Annotated in this window: 15 protein-coding genes; 10 read left to right on the top strand and 5 right to left on the bottom strand. The window is 51.6% G+C overall.

Features of this window, described 5'->3' with window-relative positions; genetic code table 11:
- Positions 1 to 7: 7 nt before the first annotated feature.
- Positions 8 to 886 carry a 4-hydroxy-tetrahydrodipicolinate synthase gene (gene dapA, locus FCN78_RS03765; protein ID WP_077658802.1) on the bottom strand — a complete coding sequence of 293 codons (879 nt, stop codon included), beginning with the start codon at positions 884 to 886 and terminating at the stop codon, positions 8 to 10.
- A gap of 267 nt (positions 887 to 1,153) precedes the next feature.
- Between dapA and bcp the strand changes: the two genes are divergently transcribed.
- Complete coding sequence (gene bcp / locus FCN78_RS03760) at positions 1,154 to 1,624, top strand: thioredoxin-dependent thiol peroxidase (RefSeq protein ID WP_046073724.1); 471 nt, start codon at positions 1,154 to 1,156, stop codon at positions 1,622 to 1,624.
- 78 nt (positions 1,625 to 1,702) lie between these two features.
- Here bcp and FCN78_RS03755 read toward each other — a convergent pair whose 3' ends face one another.
- The 3 genes from FCN78_RS03755 to FCN78_RS03745 all read right to left on the bottom strand — a co-directional run bounded on the left by FCN78_RS03755 (position 1,703) and on the right by FCN78_RS03745 (position 4,554).
- Positions 1,703 to 3,139 carry an FAD-dependent oxidoreductase gene (locus FCN78_RS03755; RefSeq protein WP_077658801.1) on the bottom strand — a complete coding sequence of 479 codons (1,437 nt, stop codon included), beginning with the start codon at positions 3,137 to 3,139 and terminating at the stop codon, positions 1,703 to 1,705.
- A gap of 106 nt (positions 3,140 to 3,245) precedes the next feature.
- Positions 3,246 to 4,325, bottom strand: a complete 1,080-nt coding sequence (locus FCN78_RS03750) for an AI-2E family transporter (protein ID WP_069361116.1) — start codon at positions 4,323 to 4,325, stop codon at positions 3,246 to 3,248.
- A gap of 10 nt (positions 4,326 to 4,335) precedes the next feature.
- The gene (locus tag FCN78_RS03745) at positions 4,336 to 4,554 is read right to left on the bottom strand and encodes a sulfurtransferase TusA family protein (protein ID WP_069361117.1); all 219 of its coding nucleotides are present in this window, start codon (positions 4,552 to 4,554) and stop codon (positions 4,336 to 4,338) included.
- Positions 4,555 to 4,679: 125 nt separating this feature from the next.
- On the opposite strand from FCN78_RS03745, the gene bepA reads away from it, so the two are divergent.
- Genes bepA through FCN78_RS03725 form a run of 4 tightly spaced genes read left to right on the top strand, consistent with a single transcriptional unit; the run spans position 4,680 to position 7,596 of the window.
- Positions 4,680 to 6,179: a beta-barrel assembly-enhancing protease gene (gene bepA, locus FCN78_RS03740; protein ID WP_077658800.1), complete on the top strand. Its 1,500-nt coding sequence runs from the start codon at positions 4,680 to 4,682 to the stop codon at positions 6,177 to 6,179.
- A gap of 23 nt (positions 6,180 to 6,202) precedes the next feature.
- A complete protein-coding gene (gene arsC, locus FCN78_RS03735) occupies positions 6,203 to 6,559 on the top strand; it encodes an arsenate reductase (glutaredoxin) (RefSeq protein WP_077658799.1) in 357 nt (118 codons plus the stop codon).
- Complete coding sequence (gene wrbA / locus FCN78_RS03730) at positions 6,556 to 7,146, top strand: NAD(P)H:quinone oxidoreductase (RefSeq protein ID WP_077658798.1); 591 nt, start codon at positions 6,556 to 6,558, stop codon at positions 7,144 to 7,146. Before arsC ends, wrbA begins: the two co-directional genes overlap by 4 nt.
- Positions 7,147 to 7,182: 36 nt before the next feature.
- A complete protein-coding gene (locus FCN78_RS03725) occupies positions 7,183 to 7,596 on the top strand; it encodes a DUF2069 domain-containing protein (protein ID WP_069361120.1) in 414 nt (137 codons plus the stop codon).
- Positions 7,597 to 7,662: 66 nt separating this feature from the next.
- Here the strand turns inward: FCN78_RS03725 and FCN78_RS03720 are convergent, their stop codons facing one another.
- Positions 7,663 to 8,148: a zinc ribbon-containing protein gene (locus FCN78_RS03720; RefSeq protein WP_077658797.1), complete on the bottom strand. Its 486-nt coding sequence runs from the start codon at positions 8,146 to 8,148 to the stop codon at positions 7,663 to 7,665.
- 106 nt (positions 8,149 to 8,254) lie between these two features.
- Between FCN78_RS03720 and leuS the strand changes: the two genes are divergently transcribed.
- The 5 genes from leuS to rlmH all read left to right on the top strand — a co-directional run bounded on the left by leuS (position 8,255) and on the right by rlmH (position 13,354).
- Positions 8,255 to 10,831, top strand: a complete 2,577-nt coding sequence (gene leuS, locus FCN78_RS03715; RefSeq protein WP_077658796.1) for a leucine--tRNA ligase — start codon at positions 8,255 to 8,257, stop codon at positions 10,829 to 10,831.
- 14 nt (positions 10,832 to 10,845) lie between these two features.
- On the top strand, positions 10,846 to 11,469 hold the full coding sequence (locus tag FCN78_RS03710) for an LPS-assembly lipoprotein LptE (protein WP_235607537.1): 624 nt from the start codon (positions 10,846 to 10,848) through the stop codon (positions 11,467 to 11,469).
- Positions 11,469 to 12,491, top strand: coding sequence for a DNA polymerase III subunit delta (gene holA / locus FCN78_RS03705; RefSeq protein ID WP_077457020.1), 1,023 nt, complete (start codon positions 11,469 to 11,471; stop codon positions 12,489 to 12,491). The genes FCN78_RS03710 and holA overlap by 1 nt, the downstream gene beginning before the upstream one ends.
- Before the next feature lie 68 nt (positions 12,492 to 12,559).
- On the top strand, positions 12,560 to 12,877 hold the full coding sequence (gene rsfS, locus FCN78_RS03700) for a ribosome silencing factor (RefSeq protein WP_046073734.1): 318 nt from the start codon (positions 12,560 to 12,562) through the stop codon (positions 12,875 to 12,877).
- A 6-nt stretch (positions 12,878 to 12,883) separates the two neighbouring features.
- Positions 12,884 to 13,354, top strand: a complete 471-nt coding sequence (gene rlmH / locus FCN78_RS03695; protein ID WP_069361124.1) for a 23S rRNA (pseudouridine(1915)-N(3))-methyltransferase RlmH — start codon at positions 12,884 to 12,886, stop codon at positions 13,352 to 13,354.
- Positions 13,355 to 13,358: the final 4 nt, after the last annotated feature.

Genomic DNA, 13,358 nt, shown 5'->3' with positions numbered 1-13,358 from the left:
CAACGGCTTACACCGCACCTGCTACACGCAGTGCTTCTCGCACATCTGGACGCAAGTGCTCGCTTAATTCAGTTAATGGCAGACGAAGGTGTCCATCCGCAATCAAGCCCATTTCGCGGACTGCCCACTTCACTGGGATCGGATTGGCTTCGTCAAACAGGTGGCGATGTAGGGGGATCAAGGTTTCGTTGATGGCATGTGCTTGCTCTGCGTCACCCGCGCGCGCCAGTTTGATCATTTTCGCCATTTGCGCCGCTGCCACATTATTGGTCACAGAGATAACGCCATGCCCCCCAGCCAAGACAAAATCTAGGCCCGTTAAATCATCGCCACTGAATAAGAGGAAATCATCGCCACAAAGTTCCCGATGGATCGCGACTCGGCTTACATCAGCAGTTGCATCTTTAAGACCAATAATATTGTCAAACTCAGCCAATCGCGCCACTGTCTCCGGTTGAATATCGACCGCCGTACGCCCGGGGACATTATATAAAATTTGCGGCAGGTCAGTGGCTTCAGCAATGGCTTTGTAATGCTGGAACAAGCCTTCCTGGGTCGGTTTGTTGTAATAAGGGGTCACGCTTAGACAGGCCGCCACGCCCGAGCCAGCAAACATTTTACTGAAAGTGATGGCTTCGTGGGTGGCATTGGCACCAGTTCCCGCGATAACCGGAATACGCCCATTAGCAAATTCCAAGGTTTTTAGCACAACTTTAATGTGCTCATCCACGGTTACTGTCGACGACTCACCCGTCGTGCCCACTGCGACAATCGCATCAGTGCCCGATTGGATATGAAACTCGACCAGTTTTTCCAGGCTAACGTAATCAACTTCGCCGTGTGCATCCATTGGTGTGACGAGCGCCACAATGCTTCCAGAAACCATGTTCGTCTCCCTTATTAGTGATGCTTGCAATGTTACTTTTGGCGCTGGGCAAACACAAGAATAACCCTGCGTCTAGGCATGTCTTAATCGACATTTTTTCATCGATAGACAATGTGTCTTAACGTTATAATCGAAGAAGGGGGGAGCCTGCGTCAATGGGCAGTCAAATCCTGTCAAGTCAGTGATCCTATTATCAAAAACTTGCGTAATCTCGAGCACCCTCTATCATCGTGGATTCGGTTGACCGACAAAAAGGAAACGCAGCGCATGCAAACAATCACCGAAGGCGCCCAAGCGCCCGATTTTTCACTGCAAGACCAAAATGGCGACACCGTCACGCTTAGCCAATTCAAAGGCGACAAACGTGTTCTGGTTTATTTCTACCCAAAGGCGATGACACCGGGCTGTACAACGCAGGCCTGCTCATTACGCGATACCAAAGCTGAGTTGGATGCACTTGACACCGTGGTGCTTGGCATAAGCCCCGATCCGGTGAAAAAACTGGCCCGCTTTGTTGAACGTGATGCACTTAACTTCACGCTGTTGAGCGATGAAGATCATGCCGTCGCCGATGCGTTCGGTGTCTGGGGACCGAAAAAATTCATGGGCAAAGAATACGATGGGATTCATCGTCTAAGCTTTTTGGTCGGCAAAGACGGTAAGATAGAACATGTGTTCAATAAGTTTAAAACCAAGGACCACCACCAAGTGGTACTTGATTACTTAAACCAAGCGTAACGTCAGTCCACGTTAGCGTTGGGGGCAGAGCAGCCTACAGACTAGAAGCGCACGGCCACCGTGCGCTTTTTTGTATGATTAACCGACAGGCTTTGCCAACGCCTCCGGATATCCGCGGCGTATCGCAAGCTCGCAAGCGGTATAGATTATTTTCGCGGTGTTGGGGCGCGACAGTGGCTGATAAGAGGTAGGCGAGATCCAACCCGCATCTTCAAATTGCGCCAGTACTTTATTGATGGCCGTCAGCGCCGACGACGCTTTAACAATTTCAAAGCGTGCATAACGCTCACCATCAAACGACACATCCGAGGCACGTAAGGAAGGATCATCCCCGGGGATTTGCTGCGCACCACACAAGGGTTTGCCGCCGACTTCCGCCTGCTTAAATGCCGGTAACCACTGGCCAAAGTGGTCAATCGCGCGATCAGTGCGTTCACACACTTCTTGCCAGTCCCAGCCTTTATCGATGTTTTTCACATAACGTGCATCGACAGTCGGTTGCGCCGACTCCGCAGAGCTTTTCACTAAACCACGCTCAAACAAGGTAACATCTTGGGTCATGCCATGCAGTTGGAAAAAACCATCCGGGTAAGGGGTCAATTGTGCCATCCCTTGTGGCGTGCCCCGCTGGCCATGGACAATAATCTCTGGCCATTGATATTCGGTGCTTGTCCAGTGCGCGATATACGCGGCTTTGTATTCCACCAAACGCTTGCGACCAAACCCGGCCATATCATCGATCGTGCCCGTACGGAATCCAGCCGCATTGATCAGATAATCAACCTCAGTGCTTTGTATCTGGCCAGTCTGGTCTTGATAGGTTACCCGCCACCCTGACGAGATGGGCTGAGTATCCATCACTTTGTGATTGAAATTAAGCTGACAATGCGGCGCGTCAGCAAGGGTCAATTGCGCTTCCGCTGCTAGGCGAAAGACGCTAAGCCCGTATTCTTGCACCAGCACCAGAGGGTATTTCATTGCACTTAAATCGAGCGATTGCGCGACAGGCCACATCCACTGGTCCGCGGCATCGGTCACGCTTTGATAGTTTTGAGCGCGCAGTGCTTCCAATTCCTCTTGCTGATACAAACGGAAATAATCGCTCGGCTCGCCCATGACTTTATTATCGCTATCCAGTTCAACCAATTGCGCGTAGCGCTCGCGCAGGGTTTCTAAACGTGCAATCACACTGTCGAGCGAGCCTGGGTCTTGCTGAGGAACAGCAAGGACTGTCGGTCGACGATTAACCGAATGCGGATACATGCGCACCGTGGCTACCGACTGTTCAAGTAAGATCAGGCATTGATCGAGCGAGATTTCACGATACAAATTGCCGCCCGCGTGCAGATGACAAATCGGCGGCCCACTGACCAAGCCGGTGCCCGCTTCAAACACCTGGGTATCCACGCCGCGCTCAGCCAAGCGCATTGCTGCTGTGGTTCCTGCAACACCGCCACCTATCACCGCGACGCGAAACTTTTCTACTTGCGTTTTTTCTTGCCTGTGTTCTGCCATGCCAACCCTGTTCTCATTACTACTTCTATGGGCCAAACTGATCACGGCGTGTCGATGTTTACCTGCCGCTCAGCCCCTTTAATTAGGGGCGTGAAAACAAGATGGATCACTCAATCTCTGCCTTGGGATCGTCATCCAGCTCAATCACCGGCAGCGCTTGCCACACCGCTTTCACTAAGGTCGCCAATGGAATAGCAAAAAATACCCCCCAAAAGCCCCAGAGTCCACCGAAAACCAGTACGGCTATTATGATGGCGACGGGATGTAAATTCACCGCTTCTGAAAAAAGCACGGGGACGAGCACATTGCCATCCAGCGCTTGGATAACACCATAGGCGATCATCACATACCAAAAGCCAGGCTCGAGTCCCCACTGGAACAAAGCAACAATCGCTATCGGCAGGGTGACAATCGCCGCGCCGATATAAGGCACCAGCACAGAAAAGCCCGTCGCCACGCTGAGTAGCACCGCGTAGCGAAGATCTAACAGGCTAAAGGTCAAGTAGCTGGTCACCCCGACGATAATGATTTCAGTCACTTTGCCGCGGATATAGTTGGAGATCTGTTGATTCATCTCATGCCCGACTCGAGAGGCAAGACGACGATTACGCGGCAACAAGCCTTTAAACATCGCCAGCATTTGCGCTTTGTCTTTGAGCAAAAAGAACACCAGCAGCGGCACCAAAATCAGGTATACCGCTACCGCGACTAAGTTGACCAAAGACGCCAATGAACCTTTTACCAGTGTTTCACCAAGGTTAAGCACTTTATTTTGCAAGGTGTCGACAAAGGTGTTGACCATATGCGGATTAATCAGCTCTGGGTAGCGTTCTGGCAAACTCAGCATCAGTGCTTGCATATTGTTAAACATATTTGGCACATCAGCGACCAAACTGACCCCTTGGTTCCATATGGTCGGCACCAACCCAAATAATGCCATCAAGGTTAAGCTGACAAACACAGTCAATACCACCAGCACTGACAACACGCGGGGCAACCCCAACCGACAGAGACGATTGACCGGCCAATCGAGTAGATAGGCCATCACGATCGCCACCAGCAATGGGGCGAGCAAATTGCCAAAAAAGTAGATGGTAATAAAACCAAAAAGGAGGATCGCCACCAGGCTTACCGCATGTGGGTCAGAAAAACGTCGCCGATACCAGCGATGTAACATATCAAACATAAAAAGCCCGCTATTTCTTTGTGATGAGTAGCCGCGAAGCTGGCGTGTCTAACCACTGCATGCTGAAGCCTTCGCGTTTAAAATACTTGGGGATATCGTCTTTCGCCCCTTGATCACCGAGTAAAATCACCAATTGCTCACCTGACGGCAATAACGCGGCGGCGCGCTTTGCCAGCAATAGCGCCATTGGGCAAACATGTTCTCGCAAATCAAGTGTTTGAGATTCCATTCTGGCTCACCGGTCGGTATTATCGTCAGTATTGTAATGGACATTAGATAGAACGCCAACGAAACCCTAACGGGTTTTATCGGTCTGTACCTAAGTACACCCTGCATTTAAAGGTCATCATACTTATGTCATCACGCGCACTTGGCTCTCACAAAGGCAGCAAAGCTCGCCGCCTGCTCTGTTATGCATTAGCGGGGGTGTTAGCGAGCGCGCCTGTGTCTGCCCGCGTTGAGTCATACCAAAGTGATTTACCGGATATCGGTACCGCTGCCGTCAGTACCTTATCGGTGGCCAAAGAGAAAGAGTTTGGTGATGCCTATATGCGGATGCTAAGAGCCAGCAAGCCCATCATCAGCGATCCTTTGCTCAACGAGTACATTAACGGCTTAGGTCATCGACTGGTGGCGAATGCTAACGATGTTCGTACACCCTTTCGGTTTATTTTAATCGATAACCAAGCGATCAATGCGTTTGCCTTTTTTGGCGGGTATGTAGCCATGCATTCTGGGCTTTTCCTGCATGCCAAGACAGAAAGCGAACTGGCATCGGTGATGGCGCACGAAATTGCGCACGTGACCCAACGCCACCTTGCGCGCAGCATGGAAGCGCAGGCACAAACCTCGCCGCTAACGGTTGCCGCTTTAGTCGGCTCTTTAATGCTCGCGATTGCAGCGCCTGAAGCAGGGATTGCCGCAGCTCATGCAGCAACGGCGGGGAGTATGCAAAGCCAAATAAACTTTACCCGCCGTAACGAAGAAGAGGCCGACCGCGTCGGAATTGAAACCCTCGCACGTGCTGATTTTGATGTGCAAGCCATGCCGCGATTTTTCTCACGGCTGGCGGATGAGTACCGTTACGCCAGCCAAATGCCCGAGTACTTCAGCACCCACCCTTTACCGGCTTCACGGATCACTGACTCTCGCGCTCGTGCCCGCCAATACCCACAAAAACGGGTACCTGTCTCGCCCGATTATCAACTTGCGCGCGCGCGGATCGTCGCACGATATAGTAGCATCGCCAGTCGCTCGGCCATAGACTGGTTTGAACGACGTCATAAAGAGGCCTCGCCGGCCGAAAAGCAAAGCCTTAACTACGGGATGGCGCTGCTTGATATTGACGCGCGTCGTTTTGACGATGCGCGGAAAAAATTAACCCCACTGATTAAGGCGCAACCTAATAATCGATTTTTCATCGATGCGATGACCGATTTAAACATCGGTGAGAAACACTACGATCAGGCACTATCACGCCTCGAGCAGGCGTTGAACCATCAACCAAACAACCGCGTATTATTGCTCAATCGCGCCTATACCCTCGTCAAAGCCAAGCGAGGGGACGACGCGATCTCCATGCTGGAGCGATATACACACCAGCATCCAGATGACAGCAACGGTTGGTTTTTGTTACAACAAGCGTACGAAAGTACCGGTACGCATCGAGACGGTGAGCTGGCCGCCCAAGGTGAGCGTTATGCCTTACGCGGACAATGGGACAAAGCCATTCGCAATTATACCCAAGCCGCCCAGCTCGCTGAGTTAGGTAGCTTGGCGCAGGCACGGTATGATGCGCGTCTTGATCAACTACGTCGCCAACAAGCCCGCTTTAAAGCGCTTAGCGACCGTTAATTCACTCAAAAAGGATCATTGTTGTGACCGCTATAACTCTCTACCACAACCCGCGTTGCTCCAAAAGCCGTGAAACTCTCAAGTTGTTGGAGTCCAACGATGTGACGCCGACTATTATCAAGTATCTCGACAACCCGCTTTCTGCTGAAGCCTTATCGATGTTAAAACAGCAACTCGGGCTCAGCTCGTTTCGGGAGATGATGCGAACCAAAGAAGCGGACTACAAAGCGGCGAACTTGGGCGATGCGTCAGTAGACGAGGCGCAACTACTCGACGCCATGGTCAACAATCCCAAATTGGTCGAACGTCCCATTGCAGTAAAAGGGGAAAAGGCGGTGATTGGTCGCCCCCCTGAGAACGTACTCGCGCTGATAAAATGACAAAGGTATTAGTGCTTTACTACAGTCGATCGGGGAATACACGCAAGCTCGCCCAACAAGTCGCGCGGGGCATCGAAGCACAAGGTGTGGAAGCCGTGTTGCGCACGGTGCCCGAGCTACCCGCTTACCCTGATGGTCAAACCCCGGCCTCGACGGCGAAAGACCCTTTTGTCACCCGGCAAGACTTGTTGGATTGCCACGGTTTGGCGCTTGGCAGCCCGGTGCGCTTTGGTAATATGGCCGCGCCCTTAAAGCAGTTTATCGACAGTACCAGTGGTGAGTGGCTATCAGGTGCACTGATTGATAAACCTGCCGCGGTATTTGGCGCTGGCTCTATGTTGCATGGTGGGCAAGAAACCACCCTGCTCACCATGACGGTGCCGCTGCTTCATCATGGCATGATGCTGCTCGGTGTCCCGCATAGCGAGTGCGCATTACACACCACAGAAGGCGGTGGTTCACCTTATGGTGCGTCGAGTGTGGCTGATGCAAACCAGCCTTTAATCGCCGACGAAAAACAAATCGCCAAAACCTTAGGCCAACGTCTCGCACGTTTTGCACAAACCGTTCACCATCACTTGGGATAAAAGGATAGAATTGTGACTGACTCTCGGCTTGCATTAATGCGTAAGCTTTCGTTGTTGAGTAACCTCGGCCTGATTGCCTGGGTGGTCATCTGGCACGCATCATTGTCGCCCCACCCTCACCTCAATGCCTTGGCGGTGACCATCGGCTGGACGATTCCTCTGCTACTCCCGCTGCCTGGGATCGTGAAAGGCAAGCCCTTTACCCACGCGTGGGCCAACTTTATTTTGATGTTTTACTTTTTGCACGCGTTGACTCTTATTTATGTTGATGAAGGGGAGCGCTGGCTCGCCGCGACCGAGCTGGTTTTAGTGACCTTTGCGTTCGCCAGTAACATTGTCTTTGCGCGTTGGATGGGAAAATCACAAGGGCTGAAGCTGCCGCGTCTTTCTCAAGTGGAACGTGAAGAACGCCAACGTTTTGAAGGCAAGGATAACGCCTCGTCTGACTAAGAACTGGCCTTTATCCTCGCCCTTGGTCTGTTGATCACCTCGGCTAAGCCAAGCCCCGCGCTTGGCTTACACAGGATAAGGGCGGCGAGAAAAGTATCGATGGCCACACCTGCTGCAAGGGGCAATCACATCTACGCGGCTATGGCGTGACTGGTGTTGGCACTGCTCACATTGCAATACGCCCAGCCCCACAATTTCACCCGCTTCATACACACCATGATGCTGAAGGTCATCGAAGACTTCACGCCACTCTAGCTGCGTACGATCAGTGATTTCTGCCAGTTGTTCCCAAATCGAGTTGGCAATCAGGTCGTTAAACACCTGACTGTCCATTTCTTCGGTTTGAGATTTGTCATACTGCTCACCAAAGGCTTTCACATCCCGCTTGAAGTACGCCTCAATCAGCGCCCACTCATCTTTGGTCAGATCCGCGGCTGCTTTGAGGTATTGATCAGACAACTCGACCCAGCGAGACAAAGCCTCTGGACTGTTTTCCAGTGCCTCTTTTACCCGCTCAATGATACTTTGTTGCGGTTCTTTCTCTTTATTCATGGTTCCGTCCTGATTCAAGTGTTGTTGCGGTCTCTGCCTTTCGTTATTCTATGACGATATTTCTCTTTCAGGTTTTACCTTTCTCACAGAATCTCGGAAGCCATCGATGCAAGAACAATATAGCCCGCAAGATATTGAACAAAAAGTTCAAGCCCATTGGGATGACAATAAAACCTTTGTGGCTCATGAAGACCCTAACAAAGAAAAGTTTTACTGTCTTTCTATGTTCCCTTACCCCAGTGGTCGACTTCACATGGGGCATGTCCGTAATTATACCATCGGTGATGTGATCTCGCGTTATCAGCGCCTGCAAGGCAAAAATGTGATGCAACCTATTGGTTGGGATGCATTTGGTTTGCCAGCCGAAGGGGCCGCTATCAAGAACAAAACCGCCCCCGCACCTTGGACTTACGAAAACATTGATTACATGAAAGGCCAGCTGAAAATGCTGGGCTTCGGTTACGATTGGGATCGTGAAATCGCCACTTGTAGCCCAGATTACTACCGCTGGGAGCAAGAGTTCTTCACCACGCTGTACAACAAAGGCTTGGTCTACAAAAAGACTTCCTCGGTCAACTGGTGTCCGAATGACCAAACCGTGTTAGCGAACGAGCAGGTGCACGAAGGATGCTGCTGGCGTTGTGACACCCCTGTCGAGCAAAAAGAAATTCCACAGTGGTTTATCAAAATCACCGATTATGCAGAAGAGCTGCTGCAAGATATCGACAAACTGGATGGTTGGCCAGAAATGGTGAAAACCATGCAACGCAACTGGATTGGCCGCTCAGAAGGGGTGGAGCTGACCTTTGACGTGGAAGGTGAGCACCCGGCACTGGATGTGTACACCACCCGTCCCGACACCTTGATGGGTGTGACCTATGTCGGGATTGCCGCCGGTCACCCACTGGCCGATGCCGCAGCCAAAAACAATCCAGCGTTGGCTGAATTTGTACAAGAGTGCCGTAATACCAAGGTTGCTGAAGCAGAGCTTGCCACCATGGAGAAAAAAGGCATGGCGACGGGCTTGTACGCCACGCACCCATTAAACGGCCGCCGCGTACCTATCTTTGTCGCCAACTTTGTACTGATGGACTACGGTACTGGTGCGGTCATGGCCGTGCCTGCCCACGACCAACGCGATTTTGAATTTGCCAGTAACTACGGCCTCGATATTGAGCCGGTGATCCTGGATGAAAACGGCCATGCGCCTGATTTGTCCGAGCAAGCCTATACAGAAACAGGCAAGCTCTTTAACTCGGGTGAATTTGATGGTTTGGACTTTGATGCCGCGTTTGATGCGATTGCCGCCAAGCTCGAGTCGTTGGGCAAAGGCAAGAAAACCGTTAACTTCCGTCTTCGTGACTGGGGCGTGTCACGCCAACGCTATTGGGGCGCGCCTATCCCCATGCTGAACAGCGAAGACGGGGAAGTGGTACCTGTTCCGACGGATGAACTGCCCGTGATCCTGCCAGAAGATGTGGTGATGGACGGGGTACAAAGCCCGATAAAAGCAGACAAACAGTGGGCACAAACCCAATACCAAGGCAAGCCTGCACTGCGTGAAACCGATACCTTCGATACCTTTATGGAATCGTCTTGGTATTATGCACGCTATTGCTCGCCGCAGGCCGATCAGATGCTCGACCCAAGTGCTGCCAACTACTGGCTGCCTGTGGATCAGTATATCGGCGGCATTGAGCACGCTTGTATGCACCTTCTCTACTCGCGCTTCTTCCACAAGTTGTTGCGTGATGAAAATATGGTTGATAGTGATGAGCCGTTTAAGCAACTACTGTGTCAAGGCATGGTACTGGCTGATGCCTTCTACTATACCGATGACAAAGGCGTGCGCGTGTGGGTATCACCAACCGAAGTGACCGTCGAACGTGACAGTAAAGGGCAAATTGTTAATGCGGTAGACCGCCAAGGCAATGCCGTGGTCCATGCGGGCATGACCAAGATGTCGAAGTCGAAAAACAACGGCATTGACCCACAATTAATGGTGGAAAAATACGGCGCCGACACGGTACGCCTGTTCATGATGTTCGCCGCACCTGCTGATATGACCCTAGAGTGGAAAGAATCAGGGGTTGAGGGGTCACACCGCTTCTTGCGTCGCGTGTGGAAGCTGGTTTACGAGCACAGCCAAAAAGGGCCTGTGGCGGTATTGGATGCGAGCGCGCTCAATAATGAGCAAAAAGCGCTGCGCCGCGAGGTGCATAAAGCCATTGCCAAAGTCAGTGATGACATGGGACGCCGTCAGACCTTTAACACCGCTATCGCGGCGATTATGGAGCTGATGAACCGGTTGGTGAAAGCCCCACAACAAAGCGAGCAAGACCGTGCGGTACTTGATGAAGCCCTCAAAGCTGTGGTGCTCATGCTTTATCCGATCACCCCGCATATCTGCTTTAGCATGTGGCAGGCACTCGGTGAGACTCACATTGATGACGCGGCGTGGCCACAGGCCGACGAAGCAGCCATGGTTGAGGATGAGAAACTGATTATCGTCCAAGTCAACGGTAAACTGCGTGCCAAGATCACCGTCGCTGCAGATGCGGAGAAAGAGGCCGTAGAAGCGCAAGCGATGGCAGATGAAAACGTGGTGAAATTTACCGAAGACAAAACCGTGCGCAAGGTGATTTACGTGCCTGGCAAGCTGGTTAACATTGTTGCCAACTAACAAGGAGCGATGGAGTGAATCTGTTTAAGACAATGCTTCGCTCCCTGCTTGTCGCGATGGTCTGTTTGACCATCGCGTCTTGCGGGTTTGCCTTGCGCGGCAGCTACAATCTGCCCGATGAAGTGGATAAGGTCTCATTGACCAGCTTTGACCCTTATGGCGAGTTAACCCGACAAATGCGAAATGCCTTGCGTCAACACAAGGTCGATCTCGTCTCCCCTTCCAAGGAGGTGGCTAATATCCACTTGCTCGGGGAAAGCAATAGTGAACAAACGCTATCGCTTTATCAAAACAGCCGTGTGGCGGAGAAAGAATTTCGCTATGTCGCCCGTTATCGCGTCACCGTACCCGATAAAGGCAGTTATACCTATAACACCACCTTGAGTCGTAACTTCCTTGATAACCCACTGACAGCGTTGGCAAAGTCTGTAGAGGAAGATAAGTTAGTCGCGGAGATGCGTACAGAAGCCACTCGGCAAATTATGCGTCAGCTTTCCCAATTAAAAGGCGATATCGCCGAGTTTGAGCGCCAACAGGCCGAACAAGCGGCAATGGAGACACTCGAGCAAGATGAAACACCGACTAAGCCTGACGTTATCATCGAAACGCGACAAACCGAGACGAACACCGCGCAATGATGAGAACCTATCCCGACCAATTGGCGCAGCAGCTCAACCAACCGCTGCGCCAAACTTATTTGGTTTTTGGCTCCGACCCATTACTTAAACTCGAAGCACGCGATGCCATTGCACACGCGGCGCGCGCCCAAGGTTTTGAAGAGCATCATAAATTTGTCATTGATGGTCAGCTAGATTGGCAAGAAGTTATCGATTGCTGTCAAGCACTTAGCTTGTTTGCGTCTCGGCAAATTATTGAACTTACCTGCCCTGACAATGGCCTCACCAGCACGCAAGCCAAGCAGCTTACCGAGCTGGCCGCTTATCTGCATCCTGATATCCTCTTATTGGTGCAAGGGGAAAGGCTCAACAAAAAGCAAGAAAGCGCCAAATGGTTTTCAGCGCTCGCCCAACACGGCTTATACGTGGTGTGTAACACCCCGGAAGCTCGTCACTTACCACGCTTTATTGAGCAACGCTGTCGTCACTTGGGACTAAAGCCTGATCAACCTGCGCTACAGCTATTAGCACAATGGCATGAAGGAAACCTCCTCGCCTTAGTGCAAAGTCTGCATATCTTGCAGCTACTTTATCCCGATGGTGCACTCACCTTGCCTCGTATTGAAAGTTCGCTGTCACGCCATCATCACTTTACCCCCTTCCAGCTCACCGATGCGCTGCTAGCCGGTAAGGCACAACGCGCGCAGCGGATACTCGACCAGCTTCGCGCTGAAGGGGAAGAGCCAACACTTCTGTTGCGACTGATTCAAAAAGAGCTTAAGCAGCTGTACAGCATTCAAGAGCAAGGACAAAAAGGCAGGCCGTTGAATGCCATCTTTGATCAGTTCCGTGTGTGGCAAACCCGTCGTCCCATGCTCACAGCCGCTCTCAATCGACTCAATAAAGCCCGGTTAACCACACTGCTACGCCGCTTGGCGCAGATAGAAATCAGGCTAAAAACGGACTTTGGTAGCGATCCTTGGCCGGATCTGCAGTATTTTTGTGCACTCATGACCCAAGCGTCCGAACCACTCACGCCCTAGCGTGTCCAAAGCGGTAGCAAGTGGTATACTGCCCAGATAAAACCAAGAGCAAAACACAGAGGTTTTCTTTGCAAGCGAACGAGTTAAAACAGTTTGTGACCGATAAGGTCGATGAGTTAAAAGCCAGCGATATTGTGACCCTGGATGTCCGCGACAAATCATGCATTACCGACTTTTTAGTGCTGTGCACCGGCAACTCTCGCCGTCATGTCGCCTCTATTGCCGAGCATGTGTGTGAACAAGCCCAAGCAGTGGATATCGACTCGCTCGGCACGGAAGGCCAAGATGACAGCGAATGGGTGGTCGTCGATTTAGGTGACGTCATGGTGCACGTCATGCAAGAGGAGCAACGCCAACTCTATCAATTGGAAAAGCTCTGGAACTAAACCATCATGAAAATCCAACTGATTGCGGTCGGCAATAAAATGCCCAAATGGGTAGAGCAAGGCTTTGAGGAGTATCAACGCCGCTTTCCAAAAGACATGCCACTCGAGCTAATAGAGGTCCCTGCTGGCAAGCGCAGCAAAAATGCCGATATCGCCCGCATCTTGCAAAAAGAAGGGGACGCCATGTTGGCGGCCGTCAGCCGGGGTAGTCGCATTGTGACACTCGATATTCCCGGCAAGCCTTGGGACACACCACAATTGGCTAATCAGTTGGAAAAGTGGAAACTTGATGGCCGCGATGTCGCTATTTTGATCGGTGGGCCAGAGGGGCTTGCGCCACAGTGTAAGGCTGCTGCGGAGCAAAGCTGGTCGCTGTCACCACTGACTCTGCCTCACCCATTAGTTCGGGTTATCATGGCAGAGAGCCTTTACCGCGCGTGGAGTGTCACCACCAATCATCCGTACCATCGAGAATAAGTTG

Source organism: Salinivibrio kushneri, assembly GCF_005280275.1.
In the GTDB taxonomy this organism is placed as follows: domain Bacteria; phylum Pseudomonadota; class Gammaproteobacteria; order Enterobacterales; family Vibrionaceae; genus Salinivibrio; species Salinivibrio kushneri.
Note: the sequence above shows the minus strand (reverse complement) of the source record. Positions and strands in the feature narration are given on the sequence as shown.